The sequence below is a fragment of the Sulfitobacter sp. S190 genome, assembly GCF_025141935.1.
Taxonomy (GTDB): Bacteria; Pseudomonadota; Alphaproteobacteria; order Rhodobacterales; family Rhodobacteraceae; genus Sulfitobacter.
On sequence record NZ_CP081120.1, the window covers coordinates 929,933 to 949,044 of the forward strand.

Genomic DNA, 19,112 nt, shown 5'->3' on the forward strand with positions numbered 1-19,112 from the left:
GGAGTATCAGAGTTTGCCTTCGTCCTCGAAGACTTCGGTCCAGTCCTCGACCAGCAGATCGAGGGCTTCCTGTGCGGTGCCCTGATCGGCGACCACGTAGTCATGCAGGCGTTTCTGCATCGCGATCAGCAGTTCGGCATAGGCCGGTTCCTGCCAGAAGTCCTGCACCGAGCCCATGGCTTCGAGGAAGTCACCCGCGAAGGGGGCGCTGTCTTTGAAGCCCGGATCGTTGAGCACCGAGTTGTGCGCGGAGTATCCGCCCAGATCCCACCACTTGGCCTGTACTTCGGGGTCGGCGAACCATTTGATGTATTCCAGCGCCGCATCCTGTTTGTCGGAATAGGCCACCACCGAGATGCCCTGACCACCCAGCGTCGAGCCGGCCTGGTTCTGTGGCGGGTTCACGAAGAAGTCGATTTTCTCCCCGCCGGTGTTGGGATCGGCGTAGAGGCCCGGGAAGAAGGCGAACCAGTTCATCGCCATCGCCACCTGCCCGGATTTGAACGCGTCGAGCGATTCACCCATGTAGCTGTTGGTGTAGCCCGGAGGTGTCGCCGTCTCATAGAATTCCTTGTAGAATTCAAGCGCCTCGACCGCTTCGGGCGAGTTGACCGCGCCGTCCATGTCATATGAGCCGGGGGTGTTTTCGTATTTGAAGCCCCACGGGTAGAGCGCCGAGGTCACGCCCATCGTGATGCCTTCGGAGCCGCGTTCGGTGAAGATGGAGGCGCCGTAGACGGTTTTGCCGTCAATTTCGCGGCCCTGGAAGAATTGCGCGATTTCGAGCAGTTCTTTCTGGCTTGTCGGTTCGGCGAGTTCGCGGCCGGTGGCTTCCTTGAAGGCGGCGCGGATGTCGTCACGCGCGAACCAGTCCTTGCGGTAGAACCAGCCGTTGGCGTCGCCCATCGCGGGCAGGGCGTAGTAGTTCGGCGTTCCCTTGGGCCATGTGGAGTAGGCGTAGACCGTCGCATCGGCGAAGTCGGACATGGAGATGCCTTCGGCGTCGAAGAAGTCATTGAGTTTGACGTAGTGGCCGTTTTCGGCGCCGCCGCCGATCCACTGGCTGTCGCCGATCAACAGGTCACAGAGTTTGCCGCCGGAATTCAGCTCGTTGAGCATGCGGTCGGCGAAGTTGGGCCATGGAATGAACTCGAAGCTCATGGTGTGGCCGGATTGTTCTTCGAATTCCTTGCTCAGCTCCACAAGCGCGTTGGCGGGGTCCCATGCGGCCCAGCACAGTGTCAGGTCTTCGGCCTGCGCGGTGGATGCGAATGAGGCGGCCGCAAGGCCGAGAACGCTGGCGGATGCCAGTTTAATGCTTTTCATCTAAATATTCCTCCCAAGGTGAAACCGGCCCCTCCTTTTGGCGGAGGCGAATCGCCGGTCTGACCTCTTTACGCTATTTGAGGTGCGCACCTCACGTCTACAGTTTTTCTGAGGTGCGCACCTCAAAATGGGCGAATGCTGGGCTAAGGCGCTGAAATTGAATTTGGAAATTTTCGTTTCCGGAGCGCGACTGCCGCGGTTGCTGGCGGTCCGGGTGTGGCGGGCGGACCCGTAGGCGACGGCGGTTCGTATGCGTGGAGAGGAGGGAGATGCGCGGTATTATCCGCGCATCCGGCTGTGTCCAGGGTCGAAAGGAGAGGGGGGGATCACCGTCGCCGCCACGGCCGTGCCGCATAGATCCAGCGTCAGGTCGGTGCCCGGCGCGCTTTGGTCGGGATCGACAAAGGCATAGGCGAGGTTGAGGTCGGTGCGGTGACCCCATGCGCCCGACGTGACGGTGCCGACAACGCGATCCTGCGCCATGAGCGAGCCGCCTGCGTGGGCGGGGGCAGTGGTGCTCGCGATGCGCAGCGATACCAGTTGTCTTGTCGGCCCTGCGGCGGCCAGATCGGCCAGCGCGTCGCGCCCGACGAACGGCCCCTTTTGCAGGGTGACGAAACGGTCGAGACCGGTCTCGTAGGGGGTGAATTCGGTCAGCAGATCGGCTTTCCAGTGCAGGAACCCTTTTTCCATGCGCATGGAGTCGACGGCGCGGGCGCCGAAGAGCCGCAGGTCAAAGGCCGCGCCCGCGTGACGCAGGGCCGTAAAGGCCGCATAGAGCGAGGCGTTGGGCACGTGGATTTCGTAGGCCAGTTCCCCCGAAAAGCTGACGCCCATGACGGTGGCGGGCGCAAAGCCGATGAACGCTTCGCGCACGGACAGCCACGGGAAGGCGTCGGCGGACCAATCGCCGCGTGCACAGGCGGACAGCACGTCGCGCGCCTTGGGGCCTGCCAGCACGAGGATCGTCTGATCGTTGGTGAGGCTGCGCAGGTTGACGTCTTCGCCAGGGTCGAGATGGGCGCGCAGCCAGTCCATGTCGTGGGTTTCGGAGGCGGCCGCCGCGCCGTACCAGACACGGGCCGGGCCGCGGTCGGAGGCGGGGAGGTTGGCAAGTGTCGCTTCGGCCTTGATCCGGCCGTGGTGGTTGAGCAGATAGCCGAGGCCCACGCGATCGTCTTTGCGCGTCACTCTCCCGCAGAGCATCCGGTCAAGGAAGCGGTGCCGATCCGTGCCGGTGATCTCGATGCGATTGAAACCGTTGACTTCGCAAAGGCCGACGGCGCTGTGGACATGGGCCACTTCGGCGGCGACCACGGCATGGGTTTCGTCGAAATCGAAGCCCAGCGTGGGGTGAAAGTCGGCCTGCGGCTTGATGTAGTCGACCCGCTCCCAGCCATTGACCACGGTAAAGGCGGCGCCTTCGGCCTGTAGGATCGGGGTGAGGGGGGTGGTTTTGGCCCCGCGCCCCGCGGGGCGGTGTTCGTGCGGGAAATGAAAGCGGAATTCGTTCTGGTAGTCCTCGATCGCCTTCAGCGCGGTCAGCTCGACGTTGGCGTGGCCGGTGAAGCGGCGCGGATCGATGCACCACGTGTCGTATTGCGCCTCTCCGTGCACGATCTGCTGGGCCAGCAACCAGCCGTGACCGCCGCCTTCGCCGACGCCCGCCCGCAGGCCGATGATGCAATAGGCGTTGCGCTTGCCCGGGATCTGGCCGACCAGCGGCGCGCCGTCGATGGTGTAGGTGATGGGGCCGTTCACGATCCGCTTGATCCCCGTTTCGGCAAGGGCCGGCATGCGGGCAAACGCGCCTTCGAGCACGTCCATCACGCGCTCCAGATCGTCGGGGCACAGATCGTTGGCAAAGCCGGGGCTGATCCCGTCCATGCCCCAGGTGCGGCAGTCCTGTTCGTAAAACCCCACCAGCAGCCCGTTCTTTTCCTGCCGCGCGTAGTAGTCCGAAATCGGGCAGCGCAGCAGCGGCATGCGGTGCCCGGCCTCGACGATGGCGGGGATGTCTTCGGTGAAGAAATACTGGTGCTCCATCGAGGCGACGGGGTGGTGCACGCCCATCATCGCGCCGACTTCGTTCACGCGGTAGCCGCAGGCATTGACCACGATATCGGCGTCGATGCTGCCCTTGTCCGTCTCGACCGTCCAGGTGTCATCGGCGTGCTGTGTCAGGGCGGTGACGTTGGTGTGGCGGTAGACTTCGGCCCCTGCGCGGCGCGCGTGGAACGCCAGCGCCTGACACAGCTGCGCGGGATCGATGTCACCGTCTTCGCCATCCCACAGACCGCCCAGCAGATTGTCGGTGGAGATAAGCGGGTGGCGGCGGGCACATTCGGCGGCGTCGATGACTTCGTAGGTGACCCCCATGCCGCGCGCCATCGAGGCAAAATGCGCGTAGCCCTGCATCTGTTGCGGTGTGTTGGCCAGCCGGATGCCGCCGTCGCCGTGGTGGTAGCCTACCGGATAGTCCGGATCGTCGCGCAGTTTCTTGTAGAGCGCGATGGAGTGGGATTTGAGCCCCACCATCGTCTGGTTCATGCCGAAGTTCGTTACCTGCGCGGCCGAATGCCACGTGGTGCCCGAGGTCAGCTCGTCGCGCTCGATCAGGACGACATCGCTCCAGCCTTCTTCGGTGAGGTGATAAAGCGTGGAGCAGCCCGCAATGCCGCCCCCGATGACGGCCACTTTGGTGCGTGATTTCATGGTATGGCCCTTCGTGCGCTTGCCCTGCCGCAGCTTAGGGCGTGGTGCAACGGGTTTGGCAATGAAAAACCCGGCCACCCGCACAGATGGCGGGGCAGGCGGGTTCATGTAGTGCATTAAGATGCCGCCGTAGAAATTTGGCACAGAACGAAAAAAGCACGGTGTGTGAACACCGTGCAGAGCACTCGTTACGACAAGTGATGACCCTTCAGGGTGTTTCGCCCAGACGGGCGCGGCGGAACCGTTCGCTGTAGTAGTTGATGGCGGTCTGGCCCATTGCGGGATCGCGGAATTCCCACTGGCCGTTTTCGGCGCCTTCGATGATCATCGAGAAAACCGCAAGCTCCATCGCTTCGCGGACGGCGAAGATTTCGGGCTCGTTGCGCGAGAAACCGGATTCGTATTCCAGCAGCTCATCCACGGAGACAAAGCGGAACACGTCGTTCTGGGCCTGTACCGAATAGATCGTCTTGGTCGTCGTGACGGATGTCAGGACACGGCCGGTCGAGACGCTGACCGCGCGCAGGGCCACCGTGACCACATCCTTGCGGTACTGGTGGAAATGCCCGATGCCCAGCAGGCGGAACGCGTTGCCGCCGGTGACCGTGTTGGTGTCGTAGCCGACGATGGAGCCTTCGATCAGCGTGCCCGCAAACCGCAGGGGCGGCAGCGACACGCCACCGGTAAAGGCCGCCTGTGTCTGTTCGATGATGGCGCGTTCGCGCAGCAGGCTTTCGGCGCGCGAGCGTTCGATCACGGTGAACCATTCGCCGTTGCCCGCGGAGGCCAGCACATCCATCAGGATATCGGCCCCGCCCTGCGTCACCGCGCGGGAGAATTCGGCATAGTTTTCATTGGGTTCGTTCTGCCCCGTCAGGTCAGGAAAGGAATAGACCGCCACGTCGAGGGGACGTTTCGGCGGGGGCATGTTTTCGAGTGTCAGACCGGTATCGGTGCGGGTCATTTCCTCGGCCTGGGCGAGGAAAAGTTCATCGCTGATCGGGACGGTGATTTCACAACCGCTGAGCCCGAAGGCCATGGCTGCGCCCGTGAGCGCGCGCAAGAGCTTGTTCATTTTCTGAAATCCTTTGGGGCGAAGGTGGCAGCCAACGTCTGTTAATTTGTCTGCGTTCCACCAATACCCACAACAGGCGTATCCGGGCTGACGTTTCCGATGGGGATAACGATTGTGGGACCACCGATGGTGCCGCCGCCGCCGATGCCGGGCTGTGCGCCGCCACCTTGTGCTGCCTGTTCACTGTCGTTGATGGTCGCACTGCGCTGCGCCTCGGCGATGCCGAAGAGAAACGCACCGTTGTTCGGATTGCCCCCGAAGTTCGGATTGTTAAAGCCGAAGTTGAGGTTTTCGGCCTGCGCCACACTGCCGGAAATGGCTGTGGCAAAAGTAATGTAGAAAACTGCTCTATTTAGGCGCCGCATGATGGCCTCCTGTTTTAATTGGGTTATTGGTTGCAAAAAACGGCGTACCACGCTAGCGGGAATCCGCCGAGCGGGGTCGGTTGCGCGCCAGTGTTGCGTTCACACAACGCTGGCGATGCCGCAGGGCAACATCAGTTTATGACGATTGTACCGTTGGACAGCCGTGTGATCGTGGCGCTTACCGGCGCATCTGCCCGGCCCTGAATGACGCCTACACGAAAGCGGCCGTTGGCCTGTGACTGGGCAGTGGCGGCGTTGGATGTGACCATCCGGTCGTTGATGGTCAGGTCCACTTCGCGGCCCACGCCGAACTGGGAGACGCTGACATCGGTATCATTGCCCGTCAGGCTGACCGAGGAGCGGTTGTAGACGCCGCTTTGCAGCGTGTTGACCGAATTGTTGATGCCGTTGATGCCGACACGGGCCTGATTGTACATGCCCAGTTGCACGGTCGTGGCCGCATTGCGCAGCCCTACGAGGGCGATGGTGGCCACGTTTTGCTGGCCTGCCTGTGCCAGCGTGGCGGCGTTGGACAGCCCCGAGACAAGCTGTACCCCGAGATTGGCATTGCCGGACTGGACAAGCTGCTGCGCGTTGCCTGTACCGGCGGAAAAATTCGCGCCGATGTTGTTGCTGCCGATTTGCGTCAGATACGCCTCTTGCGCGGATCCGATGCTGGCAGTGCAGGACAGGGCAGCGGCAAACAGCCACGCGAGCGGTTGCAGTTTCATCGGTCGGACCTCGCGGTATGCGAAAGCGGGAATGAAGGGAGGGTGTCACACCCGCCGAGCAGAGCGGGTGTGACAGGTATCAACAAAAATCAGTTGATGAAGATGTTCGAGCCGTACGGGAAGTTGACGTTCGCCGCAGGTGTCGGACGTGCTGTCGCGTTTGGCGTCAGCGTCAGGGCAGGTGCGGACAGACCGCCACCGGCCAACGACAGGCCAGCCATTGGGCCGCCATTCGTCTGCTGCCAGTTCACGGCTGTGTTGTTGTTGCCTTCCTGGATGATCTGGGAGCGGAACGCGGCTTTTTCGGCGCCGGGGCCCTGGACCACGAGCTGCACGGCGACGGCCTGGTTATAGCCGTTGGTGTAGCCGTCCGCTTTTTGCCAGATCAGCGATTCAGCAGTTGCACCCGATGCGTTGCCGTCGTTCACGAAGGTGTTCGTGGTGTCCAGCTGGAACGTTGTGGCGCTGTTGCCGGTACCGCGGCTCAGGTTGGCGGCGGCAAAGCCGATACCTTGCTGTGCGATGACCTGCTGTGTGTTTGTACCGCTGTTGCTTGCGATGTTGTATTCGGAATAGTTGACGCCTGTCAGGTTGTTACCCAACTGCGTGACGTAAGCATCCTGTGCGGATGCGGCGCTTGCCGCTACAATGACGGCAGCTGAAATAAGAAATGTCTTCACAATAGTCTCCAACAATAATTTTCGACCTTAGCCAGCCGAAGTAGCGCAACTGCACCCCAGCAGCCGCGACCAAATGTTTACCAAATGATTAAAGTCGCGGCCACAAATTAACCGCATTTCGGCCGATTTGGTGCCATGTTTGCGGGAAAACACGTCATTCGGATGGATTGATGCAAAATCATGAACACACGCAGGGGGTGTTTTTCCCGTATTTGTAGAAATTAAGTAAAATTTAAACCATTGCGGGAATTTGAAGCGACCGACCGATTCGCGGTTTTGGTGTTTTCCTTGCGCCATCAACGATTTCCGCAGCATTGCTCAAGTAGGCGGGCGCGCGCCGCCTGAAACTGCGCTTACGGGTCACTGCCCCACGTATTTGACGCCTTAACGTCCCAGTCACGCCTTAGTTGTATCGCAGGTTCCTCGGGTGGCCCCTTTGCGGGCGCAGTATCACAGGCGGCCTTCAGAATGTCGCCGGACCTATTTGAGGAATGAACAGATGCAGTTGATCAAAGTGCTTGTTTTCGCGACCGCCGTGGCAGTGCCCGGTCATTTGTCCGCCCAAGAGGCCTATTTGCAGCAGATTTCGGCCGGGCCGGTGTCGGTTGCGGTATCCGCACAGCCCAGCGTGGCCCCCGCGGCCCGTATCCTGAGCCGGTTGCGCACCCCGCAGGTGGCCGCGCCGCGCACCGGTATCGATCTGTCGGCCTATCCGGTATCGGCAACGCCGGGCGCCTTTACCACCACAGTGGGCAACAACAACGCCGCGACCATCGTGCAGTCCGGCACACATGCGGGCACGATCACCCAGACCGGCAATGCCAATACCGCGATGATGGTGCAGGCGGGCAGCGGCAACCGCGCCGCGATCTGTCAGGCCAGCACCGGTGCGCGGGCGCAGGTGCTGCAGACCGGTGGCAACAACAGCGCGTTGATCGTGCAACGCTAAGGCTTTGTGATCGGCGGTGAATTGCAAATCACCGCCACATCGCTATCGTGAGGTGGAAGGGCGCTGGCCCTGTGGCAGGAGATTTCCATGCGCGTCCCGTTTCGATTCATGCTTTGCGCCGCACTGGCTGCGGCAACACTTGCTTCACCGCTGAGCGCGGGGGAGGCGTTTTTGCAATACCAGACGCCGCCCGCCGATGTGGATAGGCCCGCGTTCATGCCGCAGGTCACGAAATACCCGAGCTTTCGTCCGGTCCAGCGGACCCCCACCGCGCGTGAGCAGGCCCGCGCCGCACCGCCCCCGCCGACGCGCAGCCCGGAGCCGGATACCATTATCCTGAGTGTCGGTGACCGCGTGCAGGTCGTGCCGCGTGCCCGTATCCTTGGCGATTGAGCCGCGCGGCGACGGTTAGTCCTGTGCCGCGGCGCCGCTGTTTGCGGCATCGCGCAATGCTGTTTCTTCCTGCAGGCGGGTGATCGCATCGGAAAAGCCGTCTGTGGGGAAGGGGATCGTCAGCGTCTGGGCATTGTTTGACACGCTGGTCGTGATCGCGGCGGTACCTGCGGCCTGAAGCTGGTCGACGAGTTCGCGCGGCAGGATCCCTTCGACAAGGCACCCCTCGGCAATGCACCGCGACACCGGCAAGGAGGCCACCACCGCGCCATCGATGCGCAGCTGCGGCGGTGTCGGCAGATCAATGCCCAGCGGCAGTACGATTTCGGCCTGAAGCGTGCCGCCCGTCGCATCCGAAAACGCGGCGGCCATCACCACCACATTGGGCGCGTCGGGCACGGAGGTGCGGTGGTGAAGCTGGCACTGGCGGCCCGCATCCCCCGCATCGAAGCATTCGAACGTCCACGCCCCGAGGTTTTCAACGGCAAGCAGACCCTCCTGCGCGCGCACGGCCGATGGGAGCAGTGCAAGCGCGGTTACGGTGGCCATGACGCATCGAAGTGGACTGATCGGCACGGCGACCCCCTGTGGCAAGCTTTGGAACGGCCCCCACCTGACTGTTTTTCCGCGGGCGTGTCAAACTTTCGGCGGGATCAGGCGCACAGCGCGAGTTTTGCCTCGAAGCTGCGCAGGGTTGCGCGGGCCGCGGGGTAGGGGGCGGGTTGGTCGGAGAAGAGGTCGGGGAAAAGCGTTTCGAGTTCGGCGCGGGGGCCGTCGTCGAGACCGGGCAGGGTCTGCGCGCCGGGCTGGAAGCTCTCGGTCCACGCGCCTTCGGACAGCACGATCTGGTGGTCGTCGAACATGATGTGGAAATAGGTCACATCGGCGTTCCCGGCGATGTCGACGCCGGGCAGATCCAGCATGTGTTTCGCGGCGACGAGCATTTCGCTTTCACCGAAGTTCAGCTGGACCTGCACGTTGTCGACCAGAAAGCGGTGCTGTGGGCTGACGATCAGATCACGGGTGGGGCAGTTGGGGCCGAGCGCGCCCTTGGCCACACGGATCGGGCGCAGGTGCGGATTGGCCCGCAGCGCGTCGGCGGACAGGAGCTTGCGCCCGATCCAGCGGATGGCCTGCAGGCCCCCGTCGCGGGTTTTTACCATGTCACCGACGCGCAGGTCTTCGACGGGCAGCCCACCGCGGGGGGTGGCGATGCGGGTGCCGGTGGTGAAACACGGCACGATGTTTTCGATGTTCGAAAAGGTCAATGTGCCGGTCAGCACGCCGGTGGCGTCGTAGTATTCGACCCGCCCGTCGGTGCCGTTGCCATCGCTGTCGGGGCCGTCTTCGATGAGCAGATAGGTTTCGCCCGGGGCCAGCGTGCCGGTCAGGTCGAGCGTGTCGTTGTCATCGCCGCCGGTGCCGCCATCGATCACGTCCCCCGCAGCGGCGCTGCCATCTGTGAAGGTGAAGGTATCGGCGTCATCGCCGCCCGCCAGCGTATCGGCACCGGCACCGGAGGCGAGCGTGTCGCTGCCCGCGCCGGCATCGACGTTGACGCCGGCGGAGGTTGCGGTGGCATCGACCACGTCATCGCCGCCGCCCAGCGTGAATTGTTCGATTTCGGTAAATGTTGCGCTGTCGCCCGAGGCGGAAATCGTGCCGTTTTCGTCGCCGTCGAAGTCCAACACCGCATCTTGCGTCATGCCGGAGGCGTCCAGCGTGTCACCGGTGGTTTCGCCGGTTTCGCCGCCCGTCAGGCTGTCGTCGCCGAAGGTGTCGCCGAGAGTGAAGGTATCGTCGCCCGCGTCCCCGTCGAGGGTATCTGCGCCGGTGCCGCCCGCAAGCGTGTCGTCGCCGCCGCCCGCGGAGACATCGACCCCTTGCGTGGTCGCAGTGGCGTCGGTGGTGTCATCGCCGCTGCCCAGATCGACCCGTTCGATTTCGGCAAATTCGGCCGTATCGCCGCCGGACGCGAACGTACCGGTTTCATTGCCCGAGAAAAACAGCGCGGCGTCGGCGGTGACACCCATCGCATCGAGAAGATCGCCCGAAAGCTCGCCGTCTTCGCCGCCGGTCAGGCTGTCGGCGCCGTGCCCGTTCGCAAGAACGAAGGCGTCGTCACCGCTGTCACCGGCCAGCGTGTCGTCGCCGCTGCCGCCTTGCAAGCTGTCGTTGCCGCCCCCTGCGAGGACGTTCACGCCTTGCGATGTGACGCTGGCGTCGACTGTGTCGTCGCCGCTGCCCAGCTTGAAGCGTTCGATTTCCGCGAAGGTTGCGGTGCCGCCGGTGCTGGCGAGATTGCCAGCTTCGTTGGCGCTGAAGGTGACGGTGGCGTCGACGGTCATCGCGGTGGCATCGACCACGTCGCCGTCGGTTTCGCCGGTTTCGCCGCCGCGCAGGCTGTCGTTGCCGTGGGTGTCGTTGAGCACGATCGTGTCGTCGCCGCCGTCGCCCAGAACGGTATCGGCGCCGTTGCCCCCGATGAGGGTGTCATTGCCGTCGGCGGGGTTTTCGGCGACGAATGCGTTCCCGGTCAGGGGGGCGTCATAGGGGCCTGCCAGATCGTCGAGCGATGCGCCGTCCGCGCCGGGCAGCCAGTCGGATACCAGATTGGGATTGGCGATCTCGGTGCCCAGCGTGTCGCCCTCGAATGTGGCGATTTCGTCGGGGGTGCGCACATCGTCCCACAGGCGGGCCTCTTCGATCCGGCCCTCGAAAATCTGGTTGGTGTTGAAGCCGCCGCCGACGCTGTCCTGTTCCTGACCAAAGACCAGCGTGCCGCCCTTTTCGAGCGTCTGGCCCGCCGCGACGGTGCCGGTGTCGCGCACGACACCGTCGACGTAGGTGACCAGTGTGCCGGTCGCGCTGTCCCAGGTGACGCCGAAGCTGTGGGAGGTGCCGTCGTATAGATCGCTGGCGGGGATGCCGGTGTCATAGACCGATCCGTTGACAAATACGTCGACGGTCGTGCCTTGCACGATGACCAGAAATTCGTTGTTGCTGCCCGGTGTGGCGTAGGACACGAGCGTGGAGCCGTTTGCGGTATCGGCCTCGGCGCTGAAGCGGATTTCGAAGCTGAGGGCATCGGTAGGAAAGTCGGTAATGGGGCCGGCATTGGCCAGACCGTCGGTGCCGGTGGTGTTGAATTCGACCGACGCAGGCCCGCCGCCGGTCAGCACATCGCTGCCGCCGCCACCCAGCACACGGTCCGCACCGTCGCCGCCGTAAAGCGTGTCGGCCCCGCCGCCGCCCGAGAGCGTGTCGTTGCCGTCGCCGCCCAGCACGGTGTCGTTGTTGCCGCCCGCGTTGACAAAGTCGTCGCCCGCGCCTGCTTCGACGTAATCTTCGCCCGCGCGGGTGATGACACGGTCATTGTCCGCGCCGCTGTCGACCACATCGTCGCCGGTGCCGCCCGATACGCTGTCGGTGCCGGCCCCCGTTTGCGCCACGATCCCATCGCTGGTGACATTTGCGGTGACGGTGTCGTCGCCGGTGCCGGTGACGATCTGTTCGATCTCGCTGAAGGTTGCGGTGTCGCCGTTCGATGTTGCGGTGCCGGTTTCATTGGCGGTGAAGGTGACGACGGCGTCGGCGTTCAGCGCGCCCGCATCGAGGGTGTCGCCGTCGGTTTCGCCGGTTTCGCCGCCCACCAGCGTGTCGTTGCCAAAGCCCGGTGACAGCACCAGCCGGTCGTCGCCGCCCTGACCGTACACCAGATCGTCGCCCGCGCCGCCGTCCAGCACATCGTCGCCGCTGCCGGTGTTTTCGGTGGGGTTGAGCAGGGCGGGGTAGTCTTCGAGGTCGGTTGTGACGCCGCCAGTGTCCGGCCCCGCGATGTTGCTGGACAGGAAATTGCCGCCGTCGTTTTCGTAAAACACGATTTCGACGGTATGCGGTCCGGGGCCCAGATCGATTGATCCGGTTTGTGTGATGACGGCGTGGTGGCCATCGTTGTCGACCACAAGCTGCCCGTCGATGAACAGCTGCGAGCCATCGTCGGAGGCGGTTTCGAAGGTATAGGTGCCGCCCTGATCGATGATCAGCTCGGTGGTGAATTTCAGGGCGTAGTCGTCGCCCGTGTCGTAGTCGGCAGGCAGGATCGTGTCGCTGTTGCCGGTGGTGGTCAGCGTGTTGGTGTTGTCGCGCCCGCCGTTGGCGGTAAAGCCCGCGTCGGCAAGGGTGCGCGGATCGCCTGTGGGGTCGAGATCGTAGTATTCATAGACCCACGGATCGAGGGCCGCGTTGCCGCCCGACCCGTCGGGATTGGCCGCCGCGACGCTGTTGTCGCCATAGACGGTGTCATTGCCCGCCCCCGATGCCACGGTATCGTCGCCGCCGCCCGCCAGCACGATGTCATCATCGGGCGCATCGCCCAGAAAGATCGCATCGCCTGCGTCGATGTCGTCGCCATCCGGATCGCCGGTGTAGCCGGTGTCGATCACATCGTCGCCGCCGGTGCCTTCGACGTATCCGTCGCGCGGATTGACGGTAAGCGTTTCGATGTTGGTGAAGTCCAGCGTGGAGCCATCGTTGAAGGTCACGGTGCCCTGTTCGGTGGGGCCGGTGACCGGATTGCCCGCGCTGTCGGTGTATTGCACCGATGCCACGTCGGCGACGTTGAGCACGTCGATATCGCTGCCGTCGGTGTCTTCGCCGCCATCGACCGTGTCCGAGCCGTTGGCGAATATCGTGTCGTTGCCGGTGCCGCCCGCCAGCACATCGCCCAGCGACGGGTCCGCCGCCCCGGCGGCGCGGCCGGTGATGTCGTCGTTGCCGATGAGCACATCGTTGCCCGCGTCGCCCGACAGGCTGTCGGCGCCATCGCCGCCGCGCAGGGTATCGCCGCCCGCGCCGCCCGAACCGGTGTCATTGCCGGTGCCGCCGTCGATCACGTCATCGCCGTCGTTGCCGAAGATCAGGTCATCGCCCGCGTCGCCCATCAGCGTATCGTCGCCCTGCGCGAACAGGGTGGTGGTGGGGTTGTCGATCACATCGCCGTTGAGCGAAAAGCCCGAGTTCGCGCCGCGGCTGGTGGCGGTGAAGGTGATGCTGCTTTGGTTTTCGAAGATGCCGGTGAACCAGGCGGTTTGGTCCGAGGGGTTGAGGTTCACGCCGCCCGATGCGCCGGTTGCTGTCACGTCGCCGTTGGCGGTGCTGAGGTCGAGCTGGTTCGGTTCGCCGATTTCGTAGCCGACAAAGGTCTCTTCGCTGATGGTGATCGCTTCGGCGCCGCCGACCGCTTCGTCGATGTCGCCCCATGTGGCGCGCCCCGACAGCACCAGCGGCGCGCCGGTGGCCGCGTCGATGAAATCAACCGTGAAGGTCGCGCTTTCGCCTTCCATCGCGGCGTTGTTGGTGCGGTTGGTGATCAGTTCCGCGCCCGCCAGACCGGTCAGATCGACGGCCAGATCGGCGTTGGTGCGGCTAACGAGGGTGACAATGGCGGACACCGGTGTGCCATCGTCGAGAAAGGCGACGTTGTCGTAGATGACGCTTTCGCCTTCGACAGCGGAATCGGGATCGGCCGTTTGCGAGCCCGCCCGCAGGTTCGCGATGTCCAGTTGCAGCGGCGTGACGTTGGCGCCAAGGGGGCCGTCGACGGCGACGTCGCCAAAGATCACATCGTCGCCGTCACCGCCCGACACGCTGTCGTTGTCCATGCCCGCGTTGATGGTGTCGTTTGCCGCACCGGCGGTGATGGTGTCGTCGCCCCCGCGGCCCAGAATGATGTCCTGATCGCCGGTGGTGCCATAGATACCGTCGCCCGCATCGACGCGTTCGCCGTCCGGATCGCCCAGATAGCCGCTGTCGATCGCGTCGGCGCCGGAGGTGCCCGTGACGATGCCGTCCCCGTCCAGACCGGAGCTTGCAAAGGTTTCGGGGCTGTCGAAAAGCGAGACGTAGTCGATGCTGCCGTCGAAGTAGTCCTGCAGATTGTCGGCGGTGTTGTCGCTCGACTGGTTCTGGTTCGCCCCGATGGTGATCGGTTCGTTGAAGCTGCCCTGATCGAAGGTCACGGCGGGATCGACCGCTTGCGTAAAGCTGGTGGCCTGCGTGAGGTTTTCGACGGTGAAGGTGCCGCCCGTGCCGGCGTTCCAGCTGTAGGTGACGCGCAGATCGTCGCCCGCCGCGTAGAACCCCGCGCCGGTGGTCTGGCTGTAGTTCGTGGTGGCCGATTGCGCACGGGTGTCGACAGAGCCGTCGGCACGCACCCGCAGATAGAAATGGCCGCCGTCGTCGTTGTTGAGGCTGTCGCGCGCGAAGATCGTGCCGTTGTGCAGCGTATCGGCGGTGAATTCGGTGATCAGCGTGCCGGTGTCGAGCTGGAACACCGGATCGGCGGCCACCTCGACATAGTCGTTTGCACCATCAAGCTGCAGGCGTCCGCCGCTGGTCGTGGCGCCGTTCTGGAGCGTGCCGTCCTGGGCCCCGTTCGCGGCGGATGTGTCGCGCGCGGTGGTGTCGTCAAAACCCCAATAGGTGATCTGTGCCATCTTCTGCCCCTCGCTCCCGGCGACATTCTGTGGTCGCGCGGGCGATTGTTTCGAGATCAGAAATAGGGGCGAAATGTGGCGCCTTTGGGCGATTCCAGAGGCGCATTAGGGAGAGATTGAGGAAGTTTTGTGGTCTAAGTACCCGTTTTGCGGGATGTTTATGTCGTATTTTTCGCGGATCCGACGGGGCGGGCAGTGGTCATTCGTAGCCTGTCATCTCCAGATAACCGACACCTGTGTGGCTGCCCGAGACGCGGACCGGCCCTTCCCAATAGGGCAGCGACACATCCATCCACGCCGCCGGATTGATCGCCGCGACGGTGATGTCCACGTCCTTTTCGGGCAGGCGGACGGACCATGTGGTGGGAACATCGCGCGGGCCGATGGCGGTGGTTGCCTGCGGCGCGGCGTCGAACGCGCCATCGGGCAGCGGTGTGGTCGTGCCGTCCGGCTCAATCCAGGTGGCGGAGGTGTAGTAGCTGCCGTCGGCCTGACGCAGGCGAAAGCCCATCAGCTTGGTCCGGTCGGAAAAGGAGAGCGAGAACCAGTCCCAGCCGGTCTGGTCCGAGGCGAGCGGCTGGGAGGACCATTCGCGGTCGAGCCACGCGGTGCCTGTGACCTCGACGGGCCCGTCAGGCAATGACAGCGTGCCGGTCAGGTCGAAAAACGGTTGGGAATAGTAGTAGCTGGCCTGTCCCTGTGCGGATTTCACCGAATAGCCGTCCTGCCCGTGAAACACGAGCGGCCCACGGGCGCGCAGATCGACGGTGTAGCTGAAATCGGGGCCGGTGGCGCGCACGGCGAGCTGGTCGAAATCGGGACCCGCCATGCGCCATTCGTCGATCCAGGCCTCGAACGGATCGGCGGTGACGCCGGCCACACCCATACCGCCGCGTCCGAACCTTTCGGCCACGTGATGTGCGTCGGGGGTGGTGACGGCGGCATGGGCGAACCAGACCTGCGGGCTGGACCAGCCGCCGCTGTCGCCCGGGGCCAGCGCCGAGCGGAACAGCGTCCATTGCAGGCCGTAGGGGGTGCCGTCGGGGCCGGTCATGTTGGCGGTCAGATACCACCATTCGATGCGGTAATCCGGGTGGGGCCCGTGATCGGCGGGGAAGTCGAACTGCGGATCGGGGGCGGGCACGGCAAAGCCTTCGGCATCGGTGCCAAGCCCGCCAAAGCCCTGCGCCAGCGCGGTCAGCGGCATCGCCAAGAGCATGAGACAGGCGATCAGGAGAGGTCTAGCGTTCATTGGCAAACACTTTCAAAAGGGCGCTGGGCGGGGTCCGCGACAGCCGCCACGCGGGCAGGGCGGCGGCGATCAGGGCGGCCAGCAGCGCGAAGGCGCCCAACCGCAAATATTGCGCCGGAAAGAGGAACATCGGCAGTTGCCAGCCGAAGGCCTCGACGTTGACGATGGCCAGCAGCACCCACGCCAGCGCCAGCCCCAGCGGCAGCGCCACGAGAGCCGTGAGCACGGCAAGCACCACGGCACGGATCAGTTCGAGCCGCCCCAGTTTGCGCCGCGTCAGTCCGAGCGCCCAGGCCGGGGCGAGTTGCGGCACGCGCATGGCGGCCAGTGTCAGCAGGCTCATGAAGATGGCGAAGCCCGCGACAGCCAGCGTCAGCACGTTCAGCGCCCCGGTCACGGTAAAGGTGCGTTCGAACACCCCCAGCGAGAACGCCTTGATCTGGGCTTGATCGGTGATTTGCCCGTCGTCCAGCCCCACGGTCTCGCGCAGCCCCGCGCGCAGCCTGTCGGGGGTATCGCTGCGCAGCCCGAAGCGCAGGGCGGTCACGTCGGGGTGCAGCGTACGAAAGAGATCCTCGGCGATGATCGCCTGCCCGATGGGGTTGCCGTAGTCGCCGAAGATGCCGCCGATGGGCAGGGCCAGACCGGGCCCGATTTCAATGCTGTCGCCGATCCACAGCCCGGCCCGGCGCGCCAGTTGTTCGTTGATCAGCGCGCCCTCCCCCGATGCCACGCGGTCCCAGACCTGTGGTGCTGCGTCCAGCAGGGCCCAGTTTTCGCGGTAGGTCGGGCCGATCCGTGCGCCGTAGAGTTCGGCAGGCAGCCCCGCCAGTGTCCGCTCCACCTGCAACAGCGGCAGCGTTTCGCGGGCGTTGGTCGCGGCGAAATCCTCCAGCGCGCGGGCCTGTGCGGGGCTGTCGGTGCTGACATAGAGTTCGGAGGCCAGCCGTTGATCGAGAAAGCCCACAAAGGTCAGCCGAAAGCTCGACACCATTGTCGACACGCCGACATTTGCCGCCATCGCCAGCAGCAGCGCCATGAGCGCGAGGCTGAGGCCCGGCAGCTGTTGGCGGGTGTCGGCCCAGAACCATTGCGCGGTGACGCCTGTGGCCCGCGATTGACCCGCCCGCAGCGCGAGGTCGAGCGCAAAGGGAAAGGCCAGCGCCGCGCCGATCAGCAGACACCCCAGCAAGGCAAAGCCCGCGATCAGCCCCTGGCCCCACACCGCCAGCCCCGCCGCCGCCGCCAGCAGTGCGATGGCCACCGTCATCTGCGCCCGCCGCGCCAGCCCGCGCGCCCGCGACCACGCCCGCGGTTGGGCGCTGGCCAGCAGGGGCATGCGCGCGATCCCGATCAGCGCGCCCGTGGCCGCAACGCCCGTGCCCAGCACCGAAATGCCCAGCCCCGACAGGAACCACGCAGGGCGCAGTTGCAGCGTGCCTGCGACATCCGCGCCGTAGAGCCCCTTGAGGGTTGCGGCCACATCGGGCAGCAGCGTCGCGGCCACCAGATAGCCCAGCACCACGCCGCTGCCGCCACCGATCAGCGACAGGGCAAAGAGCTCGGCCCCCATCAGCACAATCAGTCGCCCCAGCGGCATGCCGAGCGCCCGCAGGGTCCGCACCATCGCACGGCGTTGTTCGAAGGCGAGCCCGATGGCCCCGTGCACGATGAAAATACCCACGGCAAAGCTCAGCAGGCCAAAGGCGGTGAGATTGAGATGGAAGCTGTCGGTGAGCCGGCCGACGTCACTGCCGCCCTGCGCGGGCCGCACGGCGAGGCCGGGGGCGACACGGTCCAGCGGCGGGCGGGATGTGGCGTCGGTGCCGGTCACGATAAAGCGGGTCAGCTGGCCTTGTTGGCCCAGCAGCACCTGTGCGGCGGCGATGTCGGTGATGGCGGTGTCGGGGGCGATGTCGGGATCGACGAGAATGCGGTTTTCGACCTTCCCGGCCAGCCGTTCCGCGGTTTGTGCATTGGCAAAGAGCGGCGGGCGTTCGAGAAATCCGGGCAGATCGAAGCCGTCGTTGCCCATTGGACCCACGCCGCCCGGCGCGCTGAGCGGATCGAGCCCGATGAGCCGCACGCCACCGCGATCGGCGGACAGGCGGCCTTCGACCACCGGGGCCACGAGCCATCCGGCGCGTCGCAGTTTTGCGAATGTCGTGTCGGGGATGGTGGAGCCGTCACGCGCGACCAGCTGGTCGTATTGGCCGTCGCCCAGCGTGGCGGCGGCGGCGTCATAGCTGGCGCGGGCTTCGGCATTGATGGCCTGCACGCCCGACCACAGGGCCGTGGCCAGCGCCAGCCCCGCCACCAGCGTAAACAGCTGCACCGGCGCGCGCCGCCAGTGCGACCAGAGCGCCGCGAGTGCCGCGCGCGTCACGCAAGCCGTCCCTGGCTGAGGTGAAGCTGGCGGTTCATGCGCGCGGCCAGCACGGGCGAGTGCGTCACCATCATGAGCGCGGCGCCGGTCTGCGTGACCAGCGCCAGCATCTGGTCCATGACATCCGCGGCGGTTGCCTCGTCAAGATTGCCGGTGGGTTCATCGGCAAGGATGAGCTTGGGCCGCGCGGCAAGCGTGCGGGCAATCGCCACGCGCTGTTGCTGCCCGCCCGAAAGCTGTTCGGGGTATTTGCGCATCTGGGCCGACAGGCCCAACGTGTCGGCGAGCCGTCGGTCATGCGCCGGATCGTGCCGCCCGGCGAGCCGCGCCTGAAACGCGATGTTGGCCGCCACGTCAAGCGACGGGATCAGGTTGAACTGTTGAAAGATGATCCCGACGGTATCGCGCCTGAGCGCTGCGCGGGCGCTGTCGCCCAGACCCGCGAGCGACTGGCCATCGAGCACCACATCACCGCGGTCAATCACGTCGAGCCCGCCCACCAGATGCAGCAGGGTGCTTTTGCCCGACCCGCTTTCGCCGGTGAGGGCCAGTGTGTCACCGGCACCAAGCGACATGTCGATGCCGCGCAGCACGGGCACGTCGCCCTCGGCCCCGGCGAAGGTTTTTTCCAGATTGCGGACGTCGAGAAGCATGGTGGTTTCCTTTGTTACGCGAACCTATTGCATCCGCGCCCAAAGGAAAGCCGGTGCGCAGGGCGGCGCGATATGTCGCGGCTTACTGGT

At 64.8% G+C, this 19,112-nt stretch carries 13 protein-coding genes; 2 read left to right on the forward strand and 11 right to left on the reverse strand.

What is annotated here, in order from left to right:
• Window positions 1-6: 6 nt before the first annotated feature.
• From K3756_RS04920 to K3756_RS04945, 6 genes are all read right to left on the reverse strand, one after another.
• Window positions 7-1,326 carry an ABC transporter substrate-binding protein gene (locus K3756_RS04920; RefSeq protein ID WP_259991480.1) on the reverse strand — a complete coding sequence of 440 codons (1,320 nt, stop codon included), beginning with the start codon at window positions 1,324-1,326 and terminating at the stop codon, window positions 7-9.
• Window positions 1,327-1,605: 279 nt separating this feature from the next.
• The gene (locus K3756_RS04925; RefSeq protein ID WP_259991482.1) at window positions 1,606-4,041 is read right to left on the reverse strand and encodes an FAD-dependent oxidoreductase; all 2,436 of its coding nucleotides are present in this window, start codon (window positions 4,039-4,041) and stop codon (window positions 1,606-1,608) included.
• Between the two features lie 208 nt (window positions 4,042-4,249).
• Complete coding sequence (locus tag K3756_RS04930; RefSeq protein WP_259991484.1) at window positions 4,250-5,116, reverse strand: CsgG/HfaB family protein; 867 nt, start codon at window positions 5,114-5,116, stop codon at window positions 4,250-4,252.
• Window positions 5,117-5,157: 41 nt separating this feature from the next.
• A complete protein-coding gene (locus K3756_RS04935) occupies window positions 5,158-5,481 on the reverse strand; it encodes a curli assembly protein CsgF (RefSeq protein ID WP_259991486.1) in 324 nt (107 codons plus the stop codon).
• Between the two features lie 131 nt (window positions 5,482-5,612).
• Entirely contained in the window at window positions 5,613-6,212 is a 600-nt protein-coding gene (locus tag K3756_RS04940; protein ID WP_259991488.1) for a hypothetical protein, read from the reverse strand.
• 89 nt (window positions 6,213-6,301) lie between these two features.
• Entirely contained in the window at window positions 6,302-6,892 is a 591-nt protein-coding gene (locus K3756_RS04945) for a hypothetical protein (RefSeq protein ID WP_259991490.1), read from the reverse strand.
• 499 nt (window positions 6,893-7,391) lie between these two features.
• On the opposite strand from K3756_RS04945, the gene K3756_RS04950 reads away from it, so the two are divergent.
• Both K3756_RS04950 and K3756_RS04955 read left to right on the forward strand, forming a co-directional pair.
• Window positions 7,392-7,841: a hypothetical protein gene (locus K3756_RS04950; RefSeq protein WP_259991492.1), complete on the forward strand. Its 450-nt coding sequence runs from the start codon at window positions 7,392-7,394 to the stop codon at window positions 7,839-7,841.
• An 87-nt stretch (window positions 7,842-7,928) separates the two neighbouring features.
• Entirely contained in the window at window positions 7,929-8,234 is a 306-nt protein-coding gene (locus K3756_RS04955; protein WP_259991495.1) for a hypothetical protein, read from the forward strand.
• 15 nt (window positions 8,235-8,249) lie between these two features.
• Here K3756_RS04955 and K3756_RS04960 read toward each other — a convergent pair whose 3' ends face one another.
• From K3756_RS04960 to K3756_RS04980, 5 genes are all read right to left on the reverse strand, one after another.
• On the reverse strand, window positions 8,250-8,783 hold the full coding sequence (locus tag K3756_RS04960) for an invasion associated locus B family protein (RefSeq protein WP_259991496.1): 534 nt from the start codon (window positions 8,781-8,783) through the stop codon (window positions 8,250-8,252).
• A gap of 104 nt (window positions 8,784-8,887) precedes the next feature.
• On the reverse strand, window positions 8,888-14,731 hold the full coding sequence (locus K3756_RS04965) for a Hint domain-containing protein (RefSeq protein WP_259991498.1): 5,844 nt from the start codon (window positions 14,729-14,731) through the stop codon (window positions 8,888-8,890).
• Between the two features lie 199 nt (window positions 14,732-14,930).
• Window positions 14,931-15,983 carry a lipocalin-like domain-containing protein gene (locus tag K3756_RS04970; protein WP_259991500.1) on the reverse strand — a complete coding sequence of 351 codons (1,053 nt, stop codon included), beginning with the start codon at window positions 15,981-15,983 and terminating at the stop codon, window positions 14,931-14,933.
• Complete coding sequence (locus tag K3756_RS04975) at window positions 15,973-18,369, reverse strand: ABC transporter permease (protein WP_259991503.1); 2,397 nt, start codon at window positions 18,367-18,369, stop codon at window positions 15,973-15,975. Before K3756_RS04975 ends, K3756_RS04970 begins: the two co-directional genes overlap by 11 nt.
• Complete coding sequence (locus K3756_RS04980; protein ID WP_259991505.1) at window positions 18,366-19,022, reverse strand: ABC transporter ATP-binding protein; 657 nt, start codon at window positions 19,020-19,022, stop codon at window positions 18,366-18,368. The genes K3756_RS04975 and K3756_RS04980 overlap by 4 nt, the downstream gene beginning before the upstream one ends.
• Between the last annotated feature and the right edge of the window lie 90 nt (window positions 19,023-19,112).

Excerpts from the sequence above, each read along its gene's own strand:
- K3756_RS04970 (WP_259991500.1), bottom strand. The coding sequence starts at position 15,983 with ATGAACGCTAGACCTCTCCTGATCGCCTGTCTCATGCTCTTGGCGATG.
- K3756_RS04980 (WP_259991505.1), bottom strand. The coding sequence starts at position 19,022 with ATGCTTCTCGACGTCCGCAATCTGGAAAAAACCTTCGCCGGGGCCGAG.
- K3756_RS04930 (WP_259991484.1), bottom strand. The coding sequence starts at position 5,116 with ATGAACAAGCTCTTGCGCGCGCTCACGGGCGCAGCCATGGCCTTCGGG.
- K3756_RS04955 (WP_259991495.1), top strand. The coding sequence starts at position 7,929 with ATGCGCGTCCCGTTTCGATTCATGCTTTGCGCCGCACTGGCTGCGGCA.
- K3756_RS04925 (WP_259991482.1), bottom strand. The coding sequence starts at position 4,041 with ATGAAATCACGCACCAAAGTGGCCGTCATCGGGGGCGGCATTGCGGGC.
- K3756_RS04960 (WP_259991496.1), bottom strand. The coding sequence starts at position 8,783 with ATGGCCACCGTAACCGCGCTTGCACTGCTCCCATCGGCCGTGCGCGCG.
- K3756_RS04950 (WP_259991492.1), top strand. The coding sequence starts at position 7,392 with ATGCAGTTGATCAAAGTGCTTGTTTTCGCGACCGCCGTGGCAGTGCCC.
- K3756_RS04935 (WP_259991486.1), bottom strand. The coding sequence starts at position 5,481 with ATGCGGCGCCTAAATAGAGCAGTTTTCTACATTACTTTTGCCACAGCC.
- K3756_RS04920 (WP_259991480.1), bottom strand. The coding sequence starts at position 1,326 with ATGAAAAGCATTAAACTGGCATCCGCCAGCGTTCTCGGCCTTGCGGCC.
- K3756_RS04940 (WP_259991488.1), bottom strand. The coding sequence starts at position 6,212 with ATGAAACTGCAACCGCTCGCGTGGCTGTTTGCCGCTGCCCTGTCCTGC.
- K3756_RS04965 (WP_259991498.1), bottom strand. The coding sequence starts at position 14,731 with ATGGCACAGATCACCTATTGGGGTTTTGACGACACCACCGCGCGCGAC.